This is a genomic window from Stenotrophomonas sp. DDT-1, assembly GCF_001580555.1.
Taxonomy (GTDB): Bacteria; Pseudomonadota; Gammaproteobacteria; order Xanthomonadales; family Xanthomonadaceae; genus Stenotrophomonas; species Stenotrophomonas sepilia.
In genome coordinates, this window is the sequence record NZ_LEKR01000029.1 from 23,121 (window position 1) to 45,440 (window position 22,320).

Annotated in this window: 19 protein-coding genes; 11 read left to right on the forward strand and 8 right to left on the reverse strand. The window is 66.4% G+C overall.

All coding sequences use genetic code 11. The features are described from left to right. Positions 1–39: 39 nt before the first annotated feature. Positions 40–867: a class I SAM-dependent methyltransferase gene (locus tag AB839_RS14080; protein WP_061479840.1), complete on the reverse strand. Its 828-nt coding sequence runs from the start codon at positions 865–867 to the stop codon at positions 40–42. Positions 868–930: 63 nt separating this feature from the next. Here AB839_RS14080 and AB839_RS14085 point away from each other — a divergent pair, with 63 nt between their 5' ends. Further along, positions 931–1,335 (forward strand): MerR family transcriptional regulator, encoded by a 405-nt coding sequence (locus tag AB839_RS14085; protein ID WP_061479841.1) that lies wholly within the window; start codon positions 931–933, stop codon positions 1,333–1,335. Between the two features lie 30 nt (positions 1,336–1,365). On the opposite strand, the gene AB839_RS14090 is transcribed toward AB839_RS14085, so the two are convergent. From AB839_RS14090 to AB839_RS14100, 3 genes are all read right to left on the reverse strand, one after another. Continuing rightward, complete coding sequence (locus AB839_RS14090; protein ID WP_061479842.1) at positions 1,366–2,082, reverse strand: MgtC/SapB family protein; 717 nt, start codon at positions 2,080–2,082, stop codon at positions 1,366–1,368. 102 nt (positions 2,083–2,184) lie between these two features. Further along, complete coding sequence (locus AB839_RS14095; protein ID WP_061479863.1) at positions 2,185–3,957, reverse strand: chloride channel protein; 1,773 nt, start codon at positions 3,955–3,957, stop codon at positions 2,185–2,187. A gap of 62 nt (positions 3,958–4,019) precedes the next feature. Further along, on the reverse strand, positions 4,020–6,101 hold the full coding sequence (locus tag AB839_RS14100; RefSeq protein WP_061479843.1) for a TonB-dependent siderophore receptor: 2,082 nt from the start codon (positions 6,099–6,101) through the stop codon (positions 4,020–4,022). Positions 6,102–6,233: 132 nt separating this feature from the next. Here AB839_RS14100 and AB839_RS14105 point away from each other — a divergent pair, with 132 nt between their 5' ends. After that, complete coding sequence (locus tag AB839_RS14105) at positions 6,234–7,154, forward strand: M14 family metallocarboxypeptidase (protein ID WP_061479844.1); 921 nt, start codon at positions 6,234–6,236, stop codon at positions 7,152–7,154. 102 nt (positions 7,155–7,256) lie between these two features. Here AB839_RS14105 and AB839_RS14110 read toward each other — a convergent pair whose 3' ends face one another. Continuing rightward, a complete protein-coding gene (locus AB839_RS14110; RefSeq protein ID WP_061479845.1) occupies positions 7,257–8,108 on the reverse strand; it encodes a LysR family transcriptional regulator in 852 nt (283 codons plus the stop codon). Positions 8,109–8,268: 160 nt separating this feature from the next. Between AB839_RS14110 and AB839_RS14115 the strand changes: the two genes are divergently transcribed. The 4 genes from AB839_RS14115 to betT all read left to right on the forward strand — a co-directional run bounded on the left by AB839_RS14115 (position 8,269) and on the right by betT (position 11,585). Further along, on the forward strand, positions 8,269–8,622 hold the full coding sequence (locus tag AB839_RS14115; protein WP_061479846.1) for an SMR family transporter: 354 nt from the start codon (positions 8,269–8,271) through the stop codon (positions 8,620–8,622). Beyond that, the gene (locus AB839_RS14120) at positions 8,622–8,945 is read left to right on the forward strand and encodes an SMR family transporter (RefSeq protein ID WP_061479847.1); all 324 of its coding nucleotides are present in this window, start codon (positions 8,622–8,624) and stop codon (positions 8,943–8,945) included. The genes AB839_RS14115 and AB839_RS14120 overlap by 1 nt, the downstream gene beginning before the upstream one ends. A 96-nt stretch (positions 8,946–9,041) precedes the next feature. Continuing rightward, positions 9,042–9,422 carry a VOC family protein gene (locus AB839_RS14125; protein ID WP_061479848.1) on the forward strand — a complete coding sequence of 127 codons (381 nt, stop codon included), beginning with the start codon at positions 9,042–9,044 and terminating at the stop codon, positions 9,420–9,422. Between the two features lie 183 nt (positions 9,423–9,605). Beyond that, complete coding sequence (gene betT, locus AB839_RS14130) at positions 9,606–11,585, forward strand: choline BCCT transporter BetT (RefSeq protein WP_061479849.1); 1,980 nt, start codon at positions 9,606–9,608, stop codon at positions 11,583–11,585. 110 nt (positions 11,586–11,695) lie between these two features. Here betT and AB839_RS14135 read toward each other — a convergent pair whose 3' ends face one another. Both AB839_RS14135 and AB839_RS14140 read right to left on the reverse strand, forming a co-directional pair. Continuing rightward, the gene (locus AB839_RS14135) at positions 11,696–14,323 is read right to left on the reverse strand and encodes a TonB-dependent receptor (RefSeq protein WP_061479850.1); all 2,628 of its coding nucleotides are present in this window, start codon (positions 14,321–14,323) and stop codon (positions 11,696–11,698) included. Between the two features lie 233 nt (positions 14,324–14,556). Continuing rightward, positions 14,557–15,534 (reverse strand): zinc-binding dehydrogenase, encoded by a 978-nt coding sequence (locus tag AB839_RS14140; RefSeq protein ID WP_061479851.1) that lies wholly within the window; start codon positions 15,532–15,534, stop codon positions 14,557–14,559. A gap of 431 nt (positions 15,535–15,965) precedes the next feature. Between AB839_RS14140 and AB839_RS14145 the strand changes: the two genes are divergently transcribed. The 4 genes from AB839_RS14145 (at position 15,966) to AB839_RS14160 (ending at position 20,271) form a co-directional block, all read left to right on the forward strand. Continuing rightward, entirely contained in the window at positions 15,966–18,329 is a 2,364-nt protein-coding gene (locus AB839_RS14145; RefSeq protein WP_061479852.1) for a ribonucleoside-diphosphate reductase subunit alpha, read from the forward strand. Between the two features lie 110 nt (positions 18,330–18,439). Continuing rightward, positions 18,440–19,480, forward strand: coding sequence for a ribonucleotide-diphosphate reductase subunit beta (locus tag AB839_RS14150; RefSeq protein WP_061479853.1), 1,041 nt, complete (start codon positions 18,440–18,442; stop codon positions 19,478–19,480). A 25-nt stretch (positions 19,481–19,505) separates the two neighbouring features. Then, entirely contained in the window at positions 19,506–19,973 is a 468-nt protein-coding gene (locus AB839_RS14155; protein ID WP_082783352.1) for a flavodoxin, read from the forward strand. Next, the gene (locus tag AB839_RS14160) at positions 19,945–20,271 is read left to right on the forward strand and encodes a thioredoxin family protein (RefSeq protein WP_005409967.1); all 327 of its coding nucleotides are present in this window, start codon (positions 19,945–19,947) and stop codon (positions 20,269–20,271) included. Before AB839_RS14155 ends, AB839_RS14160 begins: the two co-directional genes overlap by 29 nt. A 118-nt stretch (positions 20,272–20,389) precedes the next feature. On the opposite strand, the gene AB839_RS14165 is transcribed toward AB839_RS14160, so the two are convergent. Next, complete coding sequence (locus tag AB839_RS14165) at positions 20,390–21,721, reverse strand: Nramp family divalent metal transporter (protein ID WP_061479854.1); 1,332 nt, start codon at positions 21,719–21,721, stop codon at positions 20,390–20,392. 117 nt (positions 21,722–21,838) lie between these two features. On the opposite strand from AB839_RS14165, the gene mntR reads away from it, so the two are divergent. Next, positions 21,839–22,309 carry a manganese-binding transcriptional regulator MntR gene (gene mntR / locus AB839_RS14170; protein ID WP_014647435.1) on the forward strand — a complete coding sequence of 157 codons (471 nt, stop codon included), beginning with the start codon at positions 21,839–21,841 and terminating at the stop codon, positions 22,307–22,309. Positions 22,310–22,320: the final 11 nt, after the last annotated feature.

Consider the following 22,320-nt stretch of genomic DNA (forward strand, 5'->3'; position numbering starts at 1 on the left):
CCGGGGCATATGCGACTTGATCCCCTCCGTCCCCTTTTCTCAAGCGCGGGCGCGGATCAGCCAACAGGCGGCATCCACACGAACGCGGTCACCTTCGATGAACGGCGCGAATGCGGCCAGTGCTTTTTCGCGAAGCACTGCCGCGCGGGCTTCCGGCATCGATCGCAGGGCCAGTCCCAACGGTCCCAGGTGGCCGACATAGGTCGGCAGGTCTTCGCGGGCGAGCGAACAGGGCAGGTCCACCGCAACCACTTCCACGTCATTCCAGCCGGCGGCCTGCAACAGGCGCTGCACGCGCTCGCCATCGGCAAAAGCGAACTGTCCCGGTGCGCCGGGTACGCGGGGTGGGAGATCCAGTGCATCGCCGATCGCGCGCTCGGCCGTGGTCATGAATGGATTTTCGTCGGCACTGCGCCAGGCGATGAAGCGCAGCCCAGCGCTGGGTGTCGTGGCACGATGCAGGTTGGCGAACGCGGCCTGGCTGTCCTCGAAGAACATGACGCCCAGCCGCGACTGGATCCAGTCGAAGCGCGCGGGCAGCAGCGGATGGCGCTGCGCGTCTGCCACGATGAAGTCCGCGACCAGTCCCGCAGCCTCGGCGCGCTGGCGGGCCAGCGCCAGCATCGGCGCGGAGATGTCCAGGCCGGTGCAATGTGCCCCGGGGCGCGCTGCGGCCGCGGCCAGCAGGCTGGCGCCGGTGCCGCAGCCGATGTCGAGCAGTTCGGTAACGGTCTCAGGAAGTTCGGTGACCAGCAGGTCAGCCATCGGCTGGAACAGGCCGTCAAGAACAGCCTGTTGCGCAACCCACGCCTGGCCGCCAGGGCCGTTCCACAGGGCGTTCTGATCAATGGAAGATGTGCTGGCCATGGCCTTGCCTCGCGGGGTAGTTGCCCATAGCTTGGTGCTTGAAGGTCACTTGAGGTCAAGCCTGTGCGTGAACTGGATATCGGCGAGGTGGTCAAGCGCAGTGGCGTGCCGGCCTCGACCCTGCGCTACTACGAACAGCTGGGGTTGTTGCATGCGCTGGGGCGCCGCGGCCTGCGCCGGCAGTACGACGAGCAGGTGCTGGAACGGCTGGCCTTGATCGGCCTTGGCCAGGTGGCCGGCCTTTCGCTGCAGCAGATTGGTGCATCACTGCCGTCGCAGCATGGACGCATCTCACTGGACCGCGAGGCACTGCTGGCGCAGGCCGACGTGCTGCAGCGGCAGATCACCCGGTTGCAGCGGGTGCGCCGTCAGCTGCAACGCGCGGCGGCATGCCCGCTGGCGGAGGATGCCCGGTCGTGCAGTTCGTTCCGGAAACTGTTGCGCGCGCAGCAGCGGATGAGGGCATGAGAGAAGAGCCTCCACGCCCCGCGTGGATCATCAATCGCGGGTGCTGACTTCCCAGGTGGCATGCAGCACGCCCGGCACCTGCTCCATCCGTGCCAGCACCACGTCCAGTTCATCGGCACTCACCGCCGTACTGACCAGCACCGCGATCACATCGGTAGGCGCGTCGGCGTGCTCGACCACCTGCACATCGCCCACCGGATACTGCGCCGCTTCCAGCGCATCGACCAGGCGCTCGCGCACCCGCGGCACGGCGTCGGCATCCACGCTCAGGCGCACCTCGTAGGTGGCTTCGGTCGCTGCCTCGTCGATCGGAATGCGGTTGATGGCATTCACCAACGGCCGCAGCAGGGTGTTGCCGGCGATGATCAGCACGGTCAGCAGCACGCCCTCGGCCAGCATGTCCGCGCCGGTGCAGCTGCCGACCGCTGCAGAGCACCACAGGGTGGCGGCGGTGTTCAGGCCACGCACGTTCATGCCTTCCTTCATGATCACGCCGGCGCCAAGGAAGCCGACGCCGGAGACCACGTAGGAGATCACCCGCACCGCCTCGGCGCTGCCGGCGATGCGCATGCCCAGGTCGACGAAGGCGGCGGCGCCGACTGCCACCAGCACGTTGGTGCGCAGGCCGGCGGTGCGTTGCCGGTACTGGCGCTCGGCACCGATCAACGTACCCAGCACGAAGGCGGCCAGCAGGCTGACCACGGTGTCGGCGAAAGGACCGGCCTGGAAGGTCTCAATGAAGCGCATGGCCGGAGTCTACCCGGTCGAAGTGACAGTAGATCCACGCCATGCGTGGATACCCGGAAGTGCCAGAAACGACTTAATCCCCTTCGTCCCCTTTTTGCCGGGTCAGTCGGTGTCGTCGACGCGCTCGCCCATCAGTTCGCGCTGGCGCTTGTCCAGTTCCTCGGCATAGCGCTTGCGTACGAAGGCTTCGGACACCACGCCCAGCACCTGGCCGTCGGCGCCGACCACGGCCAGTTCATCGGCCTGGGTCTGGTCGAAGCGCTGCATCACGCTGACCACGTCCGCAGACGGCGACAGCGATACGTCCCGGTTCTCGGCCAGCTCGCCGATCACGGTCTCCGGCTTCACGCCGTCGCCGTAGACGCGCGGGATCTGCACGATGCCGGCGTAGTGACCCTCGCTGTCGATCAGGATCACCCGGCTGCCCGAGCCCAGTGGGAAGCGCTGGCGGAACGCGGCGGCATCGATATCACCCGGGGCGGTGGCCACGCCCTTGCGCATCAGCCGGCCGGCGTTGAGGTTCTGTACCCAGCCCACGTCGCGGGCACTCTTGATGGTCTCCCCGCGCAGGTGCATGCGCCAGGTCGAGAACGAGTAGCCGAACCACTGCCGTACCAGCGTGCTGGAGACCAGCACCGCGCTCATCACCACGCTGGTCAGCAGGAAGTCGTGGGTGCCTTCCAGCACCAGCATGGCCATGGTCATCGGCGCGCCAACCACGGCGGCGGCCAGCGCGGCCATGCCGGCCAGCGCGGCCGAGGTGGCGTCGACTACCGGCACGCCGGTGGCCATGGCCAGCAGGCCGGCGAACAGCGCGCCCACCAGCGTGCCCATGAACAGGGAGGCGAAGAACAGGCCGCCGCGGAAGCCGAATCCCAGCGAGATGCCCGAGGCCAGGCACTTCAGGGTCAGCAGGCCGCCGATCCAGATCAGCGGCAGATGCGTGGTCAGGTCCAGGTGCAGGGCGCCATGGCCGGACGACAGTACCTGCGGGCTGGCCAGGGCCAGCGGAATCAGCAGCAGGCCGCCCACCACCGGCCGACCCCAGGCAGGCAGCGGGCTGCGCTTGACCGTGCCCTCGATCGAAGCGATGAGCCGCATGATGACAATACCGACCATCGCGCAGCAGCAGCCGAGCAGGCCGTAGATGGCGTAGTCGGCGGCGCGCACGTCGATGGTCGAAGCGGCAGGCAGCAGGTAGGCCTCGATGCCGGCCTGGTCGGCCACGAAGGCGCCGGCCAGCGCGGCGACCGCCACCGGTGCCAGCGCAGCGGGGGTGTAGGCGCCGATGACGATCTCGAACGCATAGAACGCGCCCGCCAGCGGCGCACCGAAGGCGGCGGCGATGGCACCGGCAGCGCCGGCGCCGACCAGGATGCGCACGTCGTTGCGGCGCAGGCGCATCACCCGGCCCAGCTGCGAACCAGTGCCGGCCCCCATCTGCGTATACGAAGCTTCCAGCCCGACCGAGGCACCGCAACCATTGGACAGCAGGGTCTGGGTCAGCACGATCAGGTTGTCGCGCATCGACATGCGGCCGCCGTGCAGGGCATTGGCTTCCACCGCATCGAGCAGGGGGCGTTTGAGCCGGGTCGCGGCCAGGCTGACCAGGCCGACCAGCAGGCCACCCAGCGGCAGCACCAGCAGCGCGGTCCAGGTCAGCGAGGGCAGGGAGCTCAGGCGCATGCCGTCGTCCAGCCCATACAGCGTGGCCTGCAGCCAGCGTGCGATGCCGGACTGCAGCAGGGTCAGGTAGCCGGCAAGCAGGCCGACCAGCAGGGCAAGTGCGATGAACCACAGGTCGCTGCCGCGCAGCCGCAGGCGCAGGCCCTGGAAGGCCGAATGCAGGCGCGATGGCGAAACAGGCAGTGACATGGTGGCGGCATGATACGCCGCCACCGTGATCGCCACCGTCACTGCATCGGGCGGCTACCGCTTCAGAAGCGGTAGCGGCCCTGCACGTAGAAGGTGCGCGGTGCGGCCACCATGCGGCCGGCGTTGCCATCGACGTTGCGGGTGTACCAGCGCTTGTCGGCCAGGTTGTTCACGCCCAGCGCGATCTCGCTGTCACCCAGGCCCGGCACCTGCCAGGCCACCTGCGCGTTCCACAGGCGCACGCCCGGCACGCGGCCCACGCGCGCGTCAGCGCTCTCGGCCCAGGTGTTGGCGGCGTCGGAGAACTGGCCGCTCTGGTGGGTGCTGGAGACATTGAAGGTCCAGCCGGCCAGCGCGTAGCGGGCGCCGACGCTGTCGGTGTCGCGCGAGTAGAACGGCACGTCCAGGCCACGGTTGTCACCGGACTGCTGGATCGCCTTGGTCCAGGTGTAGTTGGCGTACAGCTCCAACCCGGCCAGCGCACTGTCCTCGGCGAAGTGGTACTCCACCGCGCTCTCCACGCCCTTGTGGTCGGTGGCGCCGATGTTCTGGAAGGTCGGCGGGGTGATCCCCGGCACCTGCAGGATCTGGTTGTCGAAGCGCATCTTGAACACGGTCATTTCCGCGCGCAGTGCACCGTCCTGCCAGCGCGCGCCCAGTTCGGCGGTCTTTGCCACCTCCGGGTTCAGCGGATTGCTGGCGGTCTGCGAATTGAGCTGGATGTTCTGCACCGGCCCGAACGAGGTGGTGTAGTTGCCGAACACGGTCAGCTGCGGGGTCAGCAGGTAGGCGATGTTGAGCGAAGGCAGGGCCTTGTTGTTGCGGCTGCTGAACGTCGCCGCACCACCGGCCTGGCGGCGGTCCATGTCGATCCACTCCATGCGCACGCCAGGGGTGATCCGCCACTGCCCGATCGCAATGCGGTCGTCGATGTAGAAGGAGTGCGCATCGGTGGCGTTGTCGAAGCGGTTGGTGGCGCTGGCCACGCCGGTGCGGCGGGTGACGGTGTAGCTGCGGTCGTTGCCACGCTCGCGCAGGAAACGGTAGCCGGCGGTGATGTCGTGAACGCTTGCACCCCAATGCAGGCGCTGGGTGTAGCGCGGCTCGATGCCGAGCACGCGGTAGTCGCGCGGCTGCACGGTCAACTGGGTGTTGGCGGCGTTGATCAGCGAGCTGGCACGGGTGCTCTCGTTGTAGTAAGCCAGCACCTCGAACTCGCTGTTGGCCGACAGCGTGTTGGTGTAGCCCAGGTCGATGCCGGTGCGGTGGCCCTTCCAGAAATCGGTGGGGCGGGTGTTCTGGAACGGGTCGGCCTCGTACTGCGCACGGGTCAGGCCGCCCGGGGTCAGCGAGCGCACATCGTAGTAGGACAGCTTGGCGCGCAGTTCCTGTTGTTCGTCGATGGCATAGGCGAACTTCAGCGCCAGGTCGTTGAAGCGGTCATCGCTGCCCTGGCGCCAGCCACGCCCGTCCTGGCCGGAGTACAGCAGGGCTGCGCCCAGGCCATTGTTGCCGGTGCCACCGAGGAAGGCGTTGTACTGGGTGCTGTCGCCACCGCCATGGTCGTAGGCGGTGTAGCGCACGCCGGCTTCGCCGTGCAGGCCGGCGCTGGTGGGAATGGCACGAGTGCTGAAGTTGATGATGCCGCCCACGTTCTGCGGGCCGTAGCGCACTGCACCGCCGCCGCGCACCACGTCGATCGATTCGATGTTGGACAGGCTGGTCGGCGCGAACGACAGCTGCGGCTGCCCATACGGCGCTACCGCCAGCGGCACGCCGTCCAGCAGTACCGTCGAACGCGGCGAGTAGCGCCCGGTCAGGCCACGAACGCCGATGTTCAGCGACACGGAACTGCCGGCGGTGCCGGAGTTTTCGGTGACCTGTACGCCGGGGATGCGGCGCATGGCATCGCCGATGCTGGCCGCGCCGCTTGCCTCGATGCGCTGGCGGTCGACCACCGTGCGTGCGCCGGCAAAGCGCTTGACGCTGTCATGCAGGCCGGTGCCGAGCCAGCTGCCCGAGACCTGGATGCTGTCCAGCGTAGTGGCGCTGTCCTGGGCAAAGGCGCGGGTGGCCGGAAGCAGGCACAGGGTGAGGGCAGCGGCCAGGGGCAGGCGGGCCGGTTGCAGGGCGTGGATGGGCATCGGTGCGGGTTGTGGGAGGTCGTAAATGAGAATTATTGCTGATTCCATTCGCTATTGGAATGCGCCCCCGGTTCATGCCTGTGCCCCCGGTGATAGAGTGGGCGATTGCTTCCTGACTCGCCGAGATCCGCCATGTCCCAAGCCACCTTCTACCCCGTCGGAACCCCTGGCCAGCCGTGGGGAGCGGCGGAACGGGAGCTGTGGCGTGGCCGCCAGCAGCGCCTGCGTCGCTATGACGAGGAGGTGCTGCCGCGGATCGAGTCGCTGGGCTCGCGCTTCGACAAGGTGGCCTATGGCCAGCTCGACTACGCTGGCGAGACCTACACCCTGTTCGCCCTGCGCAGCCGCGACTGGAACCCGGCGCTGCCCGCCGCGCTGGTTACCGGTGGCGTGCACGGCTACGAAACCAGCGGCGTGATGGGCGCGCTGGAATTCCTTGAGAAGCACGCCGCCGACTACGCCGGCAAGGCCAACCTGCTGGTGGCGCCATGCGTGAACCCGTGGGGTTTCGAGCGCATCAACCGCTGGAACTTCGATGCGATCGACCCGAACCGCAACTTCCGCGCCGATGGCCCGGCGCGTGAATCAACGGCGGTGATCGAGCTGATCGCGCCGTACAAGGGCCAGTTCGTGCTGCACATCGACCTGCACGAGACCACCGACAGCGACGAGAGCGAGTTCCGCCCAGCGCTGGCCGCACGTGACGGCAAGCCGTTCGAGCCGGGCCTGATCCCCGATGGCTTCTACCTGGTGGATGACAGCGAGAACCCGCAGCCGGCCTTCCAGCAGGCGGTGATCGCTGCGGTGGAAAAGGTGACCCACATCGCCCCGGCCGACGACAAGGGCGAGATCATCGGCTCGCCGGTGGTGGCCCACGGCGTGATCGAGTATCCGCTGGTGAAGCTCGGACTGTGCGCGGGCATCACCGGTGCGAAGTTCACTACCACCACCGAGGTCTACCCGGACAGCCCCCGGGCGACCCCGCAGCAGTGCAACGACGCGCAGGTGGCCGCGGTGTGCGCGGCGCTGGATTACGCGCTCGCCCATCGTTGACCGGTAGTGCCGGCCGCTGGCCGGCAACTGAAAAAGGGGACGGAGGGGATCAAGTCGTTTGTGCCACAAACGACTTGATCCCCTCCGTCCCCTTTTTTTGTGTCATCCCAACGCGTCGGCCCACCACAGTGCGGCCGGTCCCGGCGGCGCGTCGCGGCGCCAGAGCAGGTCGCTGTGGATGCGCCGCGGCCAGCCGGGCAGCGTCAGTTCCACCAGTCGCCCGCAGTCGTAACGCTGCACCAGTGCCCGCGGCAGCTCGGCCCAGCCGATGCCGTCCTCGGCCATCTCCATCACCATCAGATAGTCGGTGGCGGTCCAGGCCAGGCCGGTGACGATGTGGGACTGATCGACCTCCGCACTCAATCGCACCTGCCGGTGCCGCGCCAGCTGTGCGGCGCTGCGGCGGCCGGCGCTGGCCAGTGGGTGCTCGCGCGCCACGTACACCGACAGTTCGCTGTGATGGGCCAACGGCCGGGCCATCAGGCCATCCGGATAGCTTTCCTGTTGCGGCAGCAGGCCCAGCGCGGCGCGGCCGCTGCCGACCAGCTCCAGCACGTCATCGCCTTCGGCATCCAGCCATTCCAGTTCGATCTCCGGGAATGCTTCGGCGAAGCGCTGCAGCACGTGCTGCTCCGGATCGAGCTGGTACACGTCGGAGAACACCACGGTCAGCCGCGCTTCGACCGGCGCGGCCAGGCGCACACTCAACTGCTGCAGTCGGGCATCGGCGGCGAGGATTTCCTGGGCATGGCCAAGCACCTGGTGCCCGGCCTCGGTCAACCGGGGGTAGCGCCCGCTGCGGTCGAACAGGCTCACGCCCAGGTCGGCCTCCAGATGGGCAATGGCGGTACTGACCGTTGACTGCGTCTTGCGCAGGCGGCGCGCCGCCGCCGAGAACGAGCCCAGCGCGGCGGCTTCCACGAAGGCCTGCAGGGATTCGGGGGAATAGGGCATTGAACCATCGCTCCTGTCGATGGAATCCATTTTGATACCACCGTAAAAGGCGATGATACTGGCCGCCGTCGCCCCTGTCTGCGGGGCGTTCCGGACCCTCCACGCATGCCGTGGACCCATTGAAGAGGCGGCGCGGTCCCCGCCCTGCAAGGAGCTTCACATGTCCCGTACTGTTCCTGCCCGTGGCGCGCTGGCCGCCTGGGTCTGCCTGACCGTGGCGATCATCGCCGAGGTGGTCGGCACCTCGTTCATGGCCCATGCCGCCCGCGATGGCGGCTGGAGCGGCTACCTGATCATGGCCGGCGCGCTGGCGCTGTCCTACTTCTTCCTGGCGCAGTCGGTGCGCCGCATCGCCGTGGGCGTGGCCTACGCGGTGTGGGAAGGCCTTGGCCTGACCCTGCTGACCGTGGTCGGCCTCACCGTGTTCGGTGAAAGCCTGTCGCTGCAGCAGCTGGCCGGTCTGGTGTTGGCGGTGGTCGGCATCGTCTGCGTCACCCTCGGGGAGGTGCACTGATGAATACCCTGGCCCTGTTTTTCGTGATCTGTTCCGCGCTGATCGACGTGGCCGCCAACATGATGGTGGCCAAGTCGCAGGGTTTCCGTCGTTGGCGCTGGGGCGTCAGTGCGATCGTCCTGGTCTGGATCGCCTTCGCCCTGCTGGGCCAGGCCGTGCGCTACATGGATCTGGCCACGGCCTATGCGATGTGGGGGGCGATCGGCGTGATCGGCACCGCCAGCTGCGGCCGCCTGTTGTTCGGCAACCGCCTGCGGCCGATCGGCTGGGTTGGCATCGCCCTGGTCACGGCGGCGGTACTGCTGCTCAGCACCGCCAAGTAGCAGCACGCCTTGTCGCGAGCAGGGCGTCGATTGTGCAGCGATTTGCGAAGTCGCCCTTGCTCATCGACACTGCGGTTTTCCACATGGAGTGCCCGCATGTTCAGCCACATCACCGTAGGAACGAACGACATGGATGCCGCACGTCGCTTCTACGACGCGCTGTTCGCCGCGATGGACGCGCGTGCGGGCGTATTCGACGAGAAGGGACGGCTGCTGTACTTCAAGGATGGGCGGATGTTCGGTGTAACCGCGCCGATCGATGGGCAACCAGCGTGCCATGCCAACGGCGGCACCATCGGTTTCAGTCTGGGCAGCGCAGAGGCCGTGCGTGCCTGGCAGGAGGCTGGCGTGGCTCACGGTGGTACCGCCATCGAAGATCCGCCCGGCATCCGCAACATGTCCGGTCGCCAGGTGTTCCTGGCCTATCTGCGTGACCCGGATGGCAACAAGCTGTGTGCGGTGCACGTAATGTCGTGATCGGACAGGATGCGCGTGGCCGCGCCGCAGCCCGCGCGGGCAAGGTGGCACTCCGGCGCGCGCGTGATACCACGGAATGAGCGGACGGGCCTGCGACCGCAGGCCGCAACTTCATGCTCTGTCCACTGCGGTTCAGCCAGAATCGGTCGGCTAACCCTTTGATCTACCGGAGAACGCCGCCCCATGGAAGTACTGGAGCCGCAACAATCCCCGGTGCGTACCCTTCGGCCTGTGTTCGCCTTCGCGGCGATCGTTGTCGTGGCGTTCGCGCTGTTCGTCAGCCTGTTCCCGCTCGGCGCGGGCCGCCTTCTGCTCAAGGCACAGGACTGGGCCGCCCTCAACGTCGGCTGGTACTACCTGCTGGCCATGACCCTGTACCTGGTGTTCGTGGTGGGCGTGGCGCTGTCCAAGTACGGTGGCATCAAGCTGGGTGCCGACCATGACGAGCCGGAGTTCAGCTACCTCTCCTGGGCCGGCATGCTGTTCGCCGCCGGCATCAGCATCACCCTGTTCTTCTTCTGCGTGTCCGAACCGCTGACCCACTACCTGCAGCCGCCGCAGGGCGATCCGGCCGCAGGCGAGGCTGGCGCGCGCCAGGCCATGCAGCTGCTGTTCCTGCACTGGGGCCTGCACGGCTGGGGCGTGTTCGCGCTGGCGGCGATGGCGATGGCCTACTTCGCCTATCGCCACAACCTGCCACTGGCCCTGCGCTCGGCGCTGTACCCGCTGATCGGCAAGCGCATCAACGGCCCGATCGGCTACACCGTGGATGCGCTGGGCATCGTCGCCACCGTATTCGGCATCGGTGCCGACATGGGCTTCGGCGTGCTGCACCTCAATGCCGGTCTGTCGCACCTGTTCAACATTCCGCACTCCAACCTGGTGCAGATCATGCTGGTGGTCAGCATGATGGGCGCGGCGGTGGCCGTGGCCGTGTCCGGCGTCGAGAAGGGCGTGCGCTGGATGGCCAACATCAACATGCTGCTGGCGATCGCGCTGGTGCTGTTCATGCTGTTTGCCGGGCCGACGCAGTACCTGTTCAGTACCTTGATGCAGAACCTGGGCGATTACCTGGGCAGCGTGGTCGGCAAGAGTTTCGACGTATACGCCTATGGCGGCCGACCGGAATGGCTGGGCGGCTGGACAGTGTTCTACTGGGCCTGGTGGATCGGCTGGGCGCCGTTCGTCGGCCTGTTCATCGCGCGCATCTCACGTGGCCGCACCATCCGCGAATTCGTATTCGGGGTGCTCCTGATCCCGCTCGGCTTCACCCTGGCCTGGCTGTCGATCTTCGGCAACAGCGCGCTGGACCAGGTGCTCCACCACGGCCAGCAGCAACTGGCACAGCTGGCGGTGGATGACCCACCGACCGTGTTGTATGCACTGCTGGATGGCTACCCGTGGAGCCGCACGGTGATCGCGGTAACGGTGCTGGTGAGCTTCATCTTCTTCGTGACCTCCGCTGATTCGGGGGCGGTGGTGTTGTCCACGCTGTCGTCGCATGGTGGATCACCCGAAGACGATGGTCCGCGCTGGCTGCGCGTGTTCTGGGGCACGGTGATCGCGGTGCTGACCGCCGGGTTGTTGCTGGCCGGCAGCATCGATGCATTGAAATCGGCGGTGGTGCTGGCATCGCTGCCGTTCTCGGCGATCCTGTTGCTGATGATGTGGGGCCTGACCCGCGCGTTCAGCGACGAGTCGCACCGCAAGCGCGCGCTGCAATACCGGCCGTCGCCCTTGATCGGAGACGATCGCCATCATCAGGGCTGGCGCCAGCGCCTGAGCCAGGCCATGCACTTCCCGGTGCGCGACCAGGTCTACCGCTTCATGGATGACACGGTGAAGCCGGCGATGGAGGCGGTGGCCGAGCAGCTGCGCGGGCAGGGCTGGGACGTGGCGACGCGCTTCGAGGCCGGCGACATGGAGTTGACGGTGAACCACGGCGAGCAGCAGGATTTCCTGTACCGGGTGATCCTGAGTGGCTACCTGACCCCGTCGTTCGCCGCCCAGCAGCTGCGCAACCAACGCTACTACCGCGCCGAGGTGCATCTGTTCGAAGGCAGCCAGGATTACGATCTGGTGGGCTACAGCCGCAAGCAGATCATCAACGACATCATCAGCCAGTACGAACGGCACCTGCAGTTCCTGCACCTGAGCCGGTGATGCGGTGGGTGCGGACCGTTGGTCCGCACACCCCTGTAGAGCCGAGCCCATGCTCGGCTTCCTGTTGCCGAAGAGCAGCCGAGCATGGGCTCGGCTCTACAGGTGGCCTGTCAGAACCGGTAGCGTGCCCCCAGCGAGACGAACTGCCCGCGCAGGTTGTACTGGCTGATGTCGAAACCGTTGGAACCACCAGCCGGGTCGAACGGCGGGTCCTTGTCGGTCAGGTTCAGCACCGACAGCGACAGCGTGGTGTTGGCAATGCCTTCGTACGCCACATACAGGTCCAGCTGGTGATAGGGCTTGACGCGGTCACGCAGCCCCGGGTTGCTGGTCGTCGTCGCCACGCGCTGGTCGTAACCGCTCACGTACTGCAGGCTCAGCGTGCTGCTCCAGTCGCCCACCGCCCAGTTCAATGAGGTGGTGCCGCGGGTGCGAGGCAGCGCGCCGTGGCGGTTGTTGCCGGCGCCTTCGTACGGTGCCTGGCCGGCTACCAGCGGCTGCTTGAAGCTGAGCAGGTGGGTCCAGCTGCCGGCCACGGTGAAGTTGCCCCAGCCGTCGGTGCGGAAGGTGCGATTGGCTTCCAGGTCCAGCCCTGAAGTGGTCAGTTCGCCCTGGTTGGCGTACTGGTTGGTGATGAACTGGATGCGTCCCTGCGCATCACGTTGCACGCGACCGGGGAACAGTGTCGGGTTGTCGACGATGAACTGCGCGCTGTCCGGCTTGACCAGGTTGTCCTGCTCGATGCGGTACCAGTCCAGGCCGATGCTGGTATCGCCATCCGGCGACCACACCGCACCCAGGTTGAAGTTGCGCGAGCGTTCGGCCTTCAGGTCCGGATTGCCGGTGCGGATGTTGGTGACGCCACGGCTGCCGCCGGGCTGCAGCGGATCCAGCGGATCGATCACCGAGCCGTAGCTGACGGTCTGGCCCGGCGCGATCTCCGGCAGCGAGGGTGCACGGAAGCCGCGCGAGAACGAGCCGCGCAGCAGCAGGCTGTCCAGCGGCTGCCAGCGAAGCGCCACCTTCGGCGAGAACGCCTCGCCGAAGTCGTCGTAGTGGTCGCCACGGCCGGCCACCTGCAGTTCCAGCGTGCGATGCAGCGGCACGCTCAGTTCGGCGTAGGCGGCGCTGACCTGGCGCTCGCCGTTCACCACGTTGATGGCCGGGCGCAGTTCGGTGCCCGACAGCACCTGCGCGCTGGTGCGCGCATCCAGTGATTCCTTGCGGAACTCTGCACCCCAGGCGAAGCCCACCGCACCGGCCGGCATCTCCCACAGCGAGGTCGAGGCCTTCAGGTTCAACGAATGCAGCTTATACCAGCCCGGACGCTTGGTCTGCAGGCGCAGGGCATCCAGCGCGCCCGGCGAGCTGGACGGATCGAGGAAGTTGTAGCTGCCATCGCGCAGGATCTGCTCGAACGCGTAGCGGTTGACGAAGTTGTCGACGTATTCGCGCTGAGCGCTTTGCGAGGTCAGTGCCGCCACTTCCCAGTCCCAGCGCTCGCCACTGCCGCGCACGCCGGCCAATGCACGGTAGAACACCTGCGTGTTGTCCTTCAGGCGCGGGCCGAGATCGAAGAAGGTGTACTCGAACGGCAGCGGCGTGCTGCCCGGGTTGTTCGGGTGGCCGACCGGCAGCACCGCCGGCACGTCGATCAGCGTGCCGGTGGCCGGGTTGTACGCGCGCAGGCCGGGGCCGACGGTCAGCGGCGCGCTGAAGATCTGGTCGGCCTTGTTGTGGCTGTACAGCACATCGGCGAACGCTTCGACGCTGTCATTGAAGCGGTAGGTTGCACTCAACGAGGCCTGCAGGCGCTCGGCGCCGGGCTGCAGGGTCTTGAACGGCTGCGCATTGAAGGCGCAGGCCTGGCCGGGCAGGGTACTGCCGAAGTCGCTGTACGGGCGCAGCTGGCTGCCGTCGGGGCAGTTGGCGAACGGCTGAGGTGCGCGTGGGTTGGACAGCCAGTTGCCACCGGCGGTGGACCAGCCGGCCAGGCGTCCGCCGGGCTTGTCGCGGAAATCGCCGCTGCGGGTATAGGCGCGCTGGTCGGCGTCGAGGCGATCACGCTTGAGCAGGTCCAAGCCGAACAGCACGTTCCAGCCCTGCTGCTCCAGGTCGCCGAAGCCGGCCAACAGGTTGGCCTTGCGTTCGTCCAGGCCGCCCTGGGTGGCGGTACCGAAGCCGCCACCCACTTCCACGCCCTGGAAGTTCTTGCGCAGGATGATGTTGATGACACCTGCGATGGCATCGGAGCCATACACCGCCGAGGCGCCGTCCTTCAGCACTTCGATGCGTTCCACCGCGCTGATCGGCAGCGCGTTGAGGTCGACGAACGTGTCCTGGGTATTGAGCGCGAAGCCGAAGTTGGACACGCGGTAGCCGTTGACCAGCACCAGCGTGTTCTTCGGCGACAGGCCACGCAGGCCGATCGAGGCCGAGCCAGCGGCGAAGCTGCCGGTGTACTGCTCATCGAAACTGTTGCCGGCATTGGCCGACAGGTTGCGCAGCACGTCGGTAAGGGTGGAGTGGCCGGTCTGCTCGATCTGTTCGCGGCTGACGATCTGCACCGGGTTCGGCCCCGCGGTATCACTGCGCTTGATGTTGGAGCCGGTCACCAGCACGGTGCCGAGAGTGGTGCTGTCCTTGCCGGTATCGGCCGATTCAGCGGCGCCGGCAGCGCCGGCGGTGAGGCTCAGCGCAATGGCGCCGGCTAGCAGGTTCAGGGTGGTGCGGTACATGGAAGCGACAACGCCGAACGGGGGAGGAGCCGTCAGTACCGCATGCAGGTACATGCACCTTCCAATGACGAAAGCGCATTCAGTTATACATCACAGGTTCTTAACGAACCGGCTCGGTGGGCGCGGACCGTTGGTCCGCACGCCCCTGTAGAGCCGAGCCTACGCTCGGCTGCACACACTGGCCGGAAAGCAGCCGAGCATGGCTCGGCTCTACAGAAGGCAATGTCAGACGATCACGGCCGCAGCAGCACCTTGCCGTTACGACCCGAACCCGCACCGGCCTTCGCCGCCTGGGCGATATCGTCCAGCGCGAAGATCTGCTCCACCGGCAGCGTCAGCTCGCCGCCAGCAGCACGCTTCAGCAGTTCGCTCACCAGCCGGCGCTTGTCCTCCACCGCCATCGCCTGGCTGACCTTGCTGCCCCAGAAGCCCTTCACCGTGGCCTCCTTGTAGATCAGGCCGCCGGCAGGAATGTGCATCGGCTCGCCACTCATCACACCGAACGACACCAGCGTGCCGTGGTGGCCGAGCAGGTCGACCAGATCGCCACTGGCGTCGCCGCCGATGGAATCCACCGCGGCCGCGGCCTGTGCTTCGCCGGTCGCTTCACGCACGCGATCCTTCCAGCCGTCCACCGAGGTGTCGAACACATGATCGATGCCCAGCGCCTGCAACTGCGCCACGGCAGCGGCGTTGCGCACCAGGTTGGCCACATGCACGCCACGCGCCTTTGCCAACATCGCCAGCGACTTGCCGACCGCGCCGTTGGCGGTGTTCTGCACGATCCACTGGCCTGCTTCGACGTGCAGGAACTCCAGCAGCATCAGCGCGCTCAGCGGCATGGCGATCAGCTGTGCGGCCATCTCGTCCGGGATCGCCTCCGGCATCGGAATCACCATGCGTGCCGGTGCAATGAACGCTTCGGCCCAGGTACCGTGCACCGAGGCGGCGGCAACCCGCTGGCCGATCTGCAGGCCATCCACGCCATCGCCGAGTGCATCGACCACGCCCAGTGCTTCACTGCCACCGATCGCCGGCAATGTCGGCTTGTACCCGTAGAGGCCACGCACGGTCAGCAGGTCGTGGTTGTGGATCGAGGCCAGCACGGTGCGGATGCGCACCTCGCCGGGGCCGGGCTCGGGCAGGGGGGCATCGGCAATGGCGAGGACGTCGGCCGGGTTGCCGAAGGAGGAGTACTGGGCAGCGCGCATGGGCGGTGTTCCGGGGAAAGTGGATGTTGTACCGAACTGGGGACGCAGGGCATGTCGACAAGGCGTCGCCGCTGCAACACGGCATCCTGCGACTGATCGTCGCAGCATGTCGTGATTACCGCATCTTGTGTTGACGGTGCGCGTCATCCCCACTATGTTGTGGCCGTCACTCCCGGTCAGCCGCCGCCGCCGGACATGCAGCAAACGTCCCACGGCCCGCCCCTGAAGGCTTGCCGTGTCGACGCGGCCGCCACCGTGCGGACGCAGGTCGCCCCCACGGCCCGGATACCGGCCGCAGGCGCAGGCAGATGCCGACGACCTCCGTTCCCGCACCCTGGCAATCCACCCGTTTGCCCCGTGCGCCGGTATCGCGTTCAGGGCCGCCATGGCATCGACCGCCAAAGCGCGTGCGAGCCTGGAGTTTCACCACCATGACCGACAGTACCTTCCGCGCGGCCGATCTGGCCGGCGCTGGCGACGCCTTGCGCGCCGGTGGCGAGCGCGTGCCGACCTGGATCACCAAGGAGGCCGGCAACCGCCGCCTGCCGTTCGAGGCCGAGCGCCTGCAGCGCAGCATCGACGCCGTGGATGCCGAGTTCCCGCAGCTGGACGTGAGCGACTATCGCCGCGTGGTGCAGGCAATGGTCGAGCGCAAGCCCAGCATCAGCGCCGATGACCTGGTCGATCTGCTGATCCGCGAGGCCGAATCGCGGGTGGACCTGGTCGCGCCCGAGTGGGAACAGTTCGCCGCGCGCATCTACCTGCGTCGCCTGTACAAGCGTGCCAGCCGCAACCGCTTCTACGATGTCAGCCTGAAGTACGGCTCCTATGTGGGCCTGCAGGAAAGCCTCGCCGATCGTGGCATCTACAGCAACGACATCCTGCGCTGCTATTCCAAGGAAGAGCTGCAGCAGGCCGGTGAGATGATCGATCCGGAACGCGACCGCCTGTTCGCCTACAACGGCCTGTACCTGCTGGCCACGCGCTATCTGGCCAGCGACCGCAGCCGCGAGGTCTATGAGCTGCCGCAGGAGCGCTGGCTGACCATTGCGCTGTACCTGATGCAGGAGGAAAAGCCGCGCGAACGCCGCATGCAGCTGGTCGGCGAGGCGTACTGGGCGCTGTCCAACCTGTACATGACGGTGGCTACGCCGACCCTGGCCAACGCCGGCAAGGTGGGCGGCCAGCTGTCCAGCTGCTTCATCGACACGGTGGACGACAGCCTGCAGGGCATCTATGACTCCAACACCGATATCGCGCGCGTGTCCAAGCACGGCGGCGGTGTTGGCGCCTACCTGGGCTACGTGCGCAGCAGCGGCGCGCCGATCCGCGGCGTGGCCAATTCCTCCGGTGGCGTGGTGCCGTGGATCAAGCAGCTCAACAACACGGCGGTGTCGGTTGATCAGCTTGGCCAGCGCAAGGGCGCAGTGGCGGTATACCTGGACATCTGGCACCGCGACATCGAAGCCTTCATGGACCTGCGCCTCAACAACGGTGACCAGCGCCTGCGCGCGCACGATGTGTTCACCTCGGTGTGCGTGCCCGACCTGTTCATGGAAGCGGTCGAACGCCGCGCCGACTGGTACCTGTTCGACCCGCACGAGGTGAAGCAGGCCAAGGGCTGGTACCTGCAGGACTTCTACGATGAGAAGCGCGGTTCGGGCAGCTTCCGCGACCGCTATGCCGAGCTGGTGGCCGATGAGCGCATCAGCCGCCGAACGGTGAAGGCCATCGATCTGTTCAAGCGGATCATGCTCAGCCAGCTGGAGACCGGCAACCCGTTCCTGTTCTACCGCGACGAGGTCAATCGCAGGAACCCGAACAAGCACGCGGGCATGATCTATTCCAGCAACCTGTGCACCGAGATCCTGCAGAACATGAGCCCGACGCGGATGATCCAGGAGATCGTCAGCGGCGACCAGATCGTCACCACGCGCCGTGCCGGTGACTTCGTGGTCTGCAACCTGTCCTCGATCAACCTCGGCCGGGCGATCAGTGCACCTGATGACCTGCTGGCCACCGATGTGCTGGAGCGCCTGATCCCGATCCAGGTGCGCATGCTCGACAACGTGATCGACCTCAACGCGTTGCCGGTGCCGCAGGCCACGATCACCAACCACAAGTACCGTGCCATCGGCCTGGGCACGTTCGGTTGGCACCACCTGCTGGCGCAGCAGGCGATCCAGTGGGAATCTCCGGATGCCGAAGCATTGGCCGACCGTCTCTACGAACGCATCAACTTCCTGACCATCCAGGCCAGCGCGCAACTGGCGCGGGAGAAGGGCAGCTACCCCATGTTCGCCGGCAGCGATTGGCACAACGGACGCTACTTCCGTGACCGGGGCTACAGCGGCGCGGCCTGGGACAGCCTGGCCCGCGAAGTCGCCACGCATGGCCTGCGCAACGGTTGGCTGCTTGCAGTTGCGCCGAACATGAGCACCGCGCAGATTGCAGGCTCCACGGCCTCCATCGACCCGATCTACAGCGCGTTCTACTACGAGGAAAAGAAGGACTTCCGGCGGCCGGTGGCGGCGCCGGGTCTGTCGCTGGAGACCTGGCCGTACTACGAGAAGGGCGCCTACAAGGTCGATCAGTTCGCCAGCGTGCGCCAGAACGCGCGCCGCCAGCGCCATGTCGACCAGTCGATCAGTTTCAACCTGTACGTGCCCAGCACCATCCGCGCCAGCACGCTGCTGGAGCTGCATCTGACGGCCTGGCGCGAAGGGCTGAAGACCACCTACTACGTGCGCTCCAACGACATCGACATCAGCGAATGCGAGTGGTGTTCAAGCTGACCGCCGCGACCGCTGTAGAGCCGAGCCCGCGCTCGGCTCAGACGCGAAGAGCAGCCGAGCGCGGGCTCGGCTCTACATCCGCAACGCACGTAACACGAAGGCAGACGACCATGGCAACCCCCCTCGATCGCATCAAGATCCTCGAACCACGCCATCCCAACCGCAGCACCGGCATCATCAACGGCCAGACCAGCGGCATCCTCAACTGGAACGATATCCCGTACCCGTCGTTCTATCGGGCCTACAAGGAGCTGTCGACCAACTTCTGGATTCCCGACGAAGTGGACATGAAGCTGGATGCGCGCCAGTACGGAGAGCTGTCCGGGCGCGAGAAGAACGCTTACGACTCGATCATCGGCCTGCTGGCCACGCTGGATTCACCGCAGACGCGCTTCATCTACAACGTGGCCGAGTACATCACTGATCCGGCCGCGCATGCCAACGCGGCGATCATCGGCCAGCAGGAAGTGATCCATAACGAGAGCTACAGCTACGTACTGGCCTCGATCACCGACCTGCCGAACCAGAACCGGATCTTCGAGATCGCCCGTACCCACCCGACCATCATCAAGCGCAATGCCCCGATCATGGGCGCGTATGACGACTTCATGCGCGAGAAGACCGCCGAGACCCTGCTCAAGTCGCTGATCCAGTCCTCGATCCTGGAAGGCATCAACTTCTATTCCGGTTTCGCCTACTTCTACAACATGGTGCGGCAGAACCGCATGAACGGCACCGGCAAGATCATCAGCTTCATCAATCGCGACGAGCTGGCGCATACCAAGTTCATCAGCGAGCTGATCCGCGCCATCATCGGTGAAAACCCCGAGCTGCAGACCAATGAGTTGACCGCCTATGTACACCAGTCATTCGAACATGCCATCGAGCTTGAGACGCAGTGGTCGTCGGAGGTTCTGGATGGCATCGATGGCATCGACGTGGACGAGATGGTGCGCTACGTGAAGTACCGCGCCAACAAGATGGCCGGCATGCTCGGCATCGAGCGCCTGTACAGCGACACCACCGACAACGTGATGCCGTGGATCAAGGCCTACGCCGACAACTTCACCGAGACCAAGACCGACTTCTTCGAGATGCGCAATGCAAGTTACAAGAAGACCAACGTCGACAACGGCTTCGACGATCTCTGAGCCTGGCGCCGTGCTGAGCATCCTGATGGTGGTCGCCTCCTTGAGCGGCAACACCCGCGAACTCGGCCGGCAGATTGCCGAACGCTGCCGCGTTGCCGGTCATGCGGTGTACTGGCAGGAGGCCGACGACCTGCGCCAGGCACCGCCGCTGGCGGCCGATGAGGCCGACCTGGTGCTGCTGGGCTGCTGGACCGACAATGCCGGGCGCACGCCAGCGGAGATGAAGGCGTGGGTGGCCGGCATTGCCGAGCGCGGTCAGCAGCCACGCCAGCTGGCGGTGTTCGGTACCGGCGAAACGCAGTGGGGGCAGGCGTACTACTGCGGCGCCGTGCACCGGCTGATCCGCTATTTCCGCAGCGACTATCCGCCGCTGGAGATCGAACAGATGCCGCATGGCGAGCGTCATGCCGAAGCCATCGACGCCTGGACCGATGCGGTCCTGGCCCACTACTGGAGAAACAGCGATGCAGATCATCGACGCCACCACGCCTGAGCAGTTCCAGCAGCTGCTGGCCGAGCACCCGCGGGTGCTGGTGGATTTCCACAAGGACCAATGCCCGGGATGCCGGATGCTGGAGATGTCGCTGCATCGGGTGGCCAACAGCGTAGCGGGGCAGGGCACGACCCTGCTGCGCGTGCAGTTGGAAGTGCTGGGTGAGGCGTTCTTCAGGGAGCTGGGGCTGCGGCAGACGCCGACGCTGTCTCTGTTCCGTGACGGCGACGAACGCACGCGCCTGGCCGGGTTCCAGTCGCCGCAGCAGATCGAGGCCGCGATCGCGTTGCATCTGTAGAGCCGAGCCCATGCTCGGCTGCCGTTCGCGCGGTGAGCGATGAGTCGAGCATGGCTCGACTCTACAAGGGCATCCACGCATGGCGTGGATCTACCGGGGCAGGGTCCGTGGTTTGGCGTCAGGCTCCGCTGAAGGTATCCACCAGCAGCTTCACATTCAGCACCACGATCACCAGCGCGATCACCCAGGCGATTGCGCCGAGCCAGCGCGGTGCGACCAGCGCGCCCATCGTCACCTTGTCGGTCACGATCCGTACCAGCGGGATGATCGCGAATGGCAGCTGCATCGACAGCACCACCTGGCTCAGTACCAGCAGCTTCACTGCGCCCTGGTCGCCGAACAGCAGGATCACCACCACCACCGGAATGATCGCCAGCGCACGTGTGATCAGCCGTCGCAGCCACGGCGGCATTCGCAGGTGCAGGAAGCCTTCCATCACGATCTGGCCGGCCAGCGTCGCAGTGACTGTCGAATTCAGGCCCGACGCCAGCAGCGCCACCGCGAACAGGGTCGCCGCCGCGCCCACGCCGAGCATTGGCGCCAGCAGCTGGTGGGCCTGCTCGATGTCTTCCACGTCGAATCGGCCATTGGCATGGAACACGGCCGCCGCCAGGATCAGGATGCTGGCGTTGATGAACAATGCGAGCGTCAACGCAAGGGTGCTGTCGGTGACCGCCCAGCGCAGCGCGCTGCGGCGGCCTTCATCCGTGCGCGGGTAGGCGCGGGTCTGCACGATCGACGAATGCAGGTACAGGTTGTGCGGCATCACCGTGGCACCGATGATGCCGATCGCAATGTACAGCGCGTTCGGATCGGTCACCACCTGTGCGCGCGGAATGAATCCGCCCAGCACCGCCATCACTGGCGGGGCAGCCATCGCGATCTGCACCACGAAGCAGGCGAAGATCACCATCAGCAGCGCGATCACGAAGGCTTCCAGTGCACGGAAGCCGCGATTCATCAGCAGCAGAACCAGCAGCGTATCCAGCGCAGTGATCACCGCGCCCCAGAGCAGTGGCAGGTCGAACAGCAGCTTCAGCGCGATCGCGGTGCCAATCACCTCGGCCAGGTCGCAGGCGATGATCGCCGCCTCGCACAGCGCCCAAAGTGCCAGGTTCACCGGCTTCGGGTAGCGGGCGCGGCAGGCCTGCGCGAGGTCCATGCCGGTGGCGATGCCGAGCCGTGCCGACAGCGCCTGCAGGATCACCGCCATCAGGTTGGAAATGAGGATGACCGACAGCAGCAGGTAGCCGAAGCGCGAACCACCGGCGAGGTCGGTGGCCCAGTTGCCCGGGTCCATGTAGCCGACCGAGATCATGTAGCCCGGGCCGAGGAAGGCCAGCAGGCGGAACCACCAGTGACCCTTGTCGGGTACCGCCACCGAGGCGTTGAGCGCACCCAGGCTGGCCGGAGTGGAGGCCGAAGGATCGCGGGGCGCCAGGGTGTTCATGGGTCCGAATATAGCTCCTGCTATAGTCATTAGCAATGTGAAACAATCGTCTTTATCGCGTTACTGGTCCAGAATTCAGGTTCAACACCGGATTACACCGGAAGGACAGGCGCAGGCGTGGGCAAGACCGACGATTCGACATCGCTGAAAAGCACCCCCTTGATCGAGGCCGAGCGCCAGGTCGAGAGCTTCCGGCAAGTGCGCGAGGCGCACCGTATGGAGCTGGTGGAGGACTATGTCGAACTGATTTCGGACCTGCTGGCCGACGGCGGCGAGGCTCGCCAGGTCGACATCGCCACCCGCCTGGGTGTGGCCCAGCCCACGGTGGCGAAGATGCTGCGGCGCCTGGCCCGCGATGGCTGGGTGGTGCAGCGGCCGTACCGCGGCGTGTTCCTGACCCCGGAAGGCGAGGCGCTGGCCCATGCGAGCCGCCAGCGCCACCAGACCGTGGAGCGATTCCTGCTGGCGCTCGGCGTGGACGCGGATACCGCGCGGCGCGATGCGGAGGGCATCGAGCACCATGTCAGCGAACAGACACTGGCTCTGTTCGAGGCGTTCGTGCGCAAGGCCGAGGGCGAGGCGCCGTAACGGTAGCGCCG

What these genes read in the sequence shown, in the direction of transcription:
- AB839_RS14125 (WP_061479848.1), top strand. Translation starts at nt 9,042, where the DNA reads ATGTTCAGCCACATCACCGTAGGAACGAACGACATGGATGCCGCACGT.
- AB839_RS14145 (WP_061479852.1), top strand. Translation starts at nt 15,966, where the DNA reads ATGACCGACAGTACCTTCCGCGCGGCCGATCTGGCCGGCGCTGGCGAC.
- AB839_RS14095 (WP_061479863.1), bottom strand. Translation starts at nt 3,957, where the DNA reads ATGTCACTGCCTGTTTCGCCATCGCGCCTGCATTCGGCCTTCCAGGGC.
- AB839_RS14135 (WP_061479850.1), bottom strand. Translation starts at nt 14,323, where the DNA reads ATGTACCGCACCACCCTGAACCTGCTAGCCGGCGCCATTGCGCTGAGC.
- AB839_RS14120 (WP_061479847.1), top strand. Translation starts at nt 8,622, where the DNA reads ATGAATACCCTGGCCCTGTTTTTCGTGATCTGTTCCGCGCTGATCGAC.
- AB839_RS14115 (WP_061479846.1), top strand. Translation starts at nt 8,269, where the DNA reads ATGTCCCGTACTGTTCCTGCCCGTGGCGCGCTGGCCGCCTGGGTCTGC.
- AB839_RS14100 (WP_061479843.1), bottom strand. Translation starts at nt 6,101, where the DNA reads ATGCCCATCCACGCCCTGCAACCGGCCCGCCTGCCCCTGGCCGCTGCC.
- AB839_RS14080 (WP_061479840.1), bottom strand. Translation starts at nt 867, where the DNA reads ATGGCCAGCACATCTTCCATTGATCAGAACGCCCTGTGGAACGGCCCT.
- AB839_RS14160 (WP_005409967.1), top strand. Translation starts at nt 19,945, where the DNA reads ATGCAGATCATCGACGCCACCACGCCTGAGCAGTTCCAGCAGCTGCTG.
- betT (WP_061479849.1), top strand. Translation starts at nt 9,606, where the DNA reads ATGGAAGTACTGGAGCCGCAACAATCCCCGGTGCGTACCCTTCGGCCT.
- AB839_RS14150 (WP_061479853.1), top strand. Translation starts at nt 18,440, where the DNA reads ATGGCAACCCCCCTCGATCGCATCAAGATCCTCGAACCACGCCATCCC.
- AB839_RS14090 (WP_061479842.1), bottom strand. Translation starts at nt 2,082, where the DNA reads ATGCGCTTCATTGAGACCTTCCAGGCCGGTCCTTTCGCCGACACCGTG.
- AB839_RS14165 (WP_061479854.1), bottom strand. Translation starts at nt 21,721, where the DNA reads ATGAACACCCTGGCGCCCCGCGATCCTTCGGCCTCCACTCCGGCCAGC.
- AB839_RS14105 (WP_061479844.1), top strand. Translation starts at nt 6,234, where the DNA reads ATGTCCCAAGCCACCTTCTACCCCGTCGGAACCCCTGGCCAGCCGTGG.
- AB839_RS14140 (WP_061479851.1), bottom strand. Translation starts at nt 15,534, where the DNA reads ATGCGCGCTGCCCAGTACTCCTCCTTCGGCAACCCGGCCGACGTCCTC.
- AB839_RS14110 (WP_061479845.1), bottom strand. Translation starts at nt 8,108, where the DNA reads ATGCCCTATTCCCCCGAATCCCTGCAGGCCTTCGTGGAAGCCGCCGCG.
- AB839_RS14155 (WP_082783352.1), top strand. Translation starts at nt 19,506, where the DNA reads ATGGTGGTCGCCTCCTTGAGCGGCAACACCCGCGAACTCGGCCGGCAG.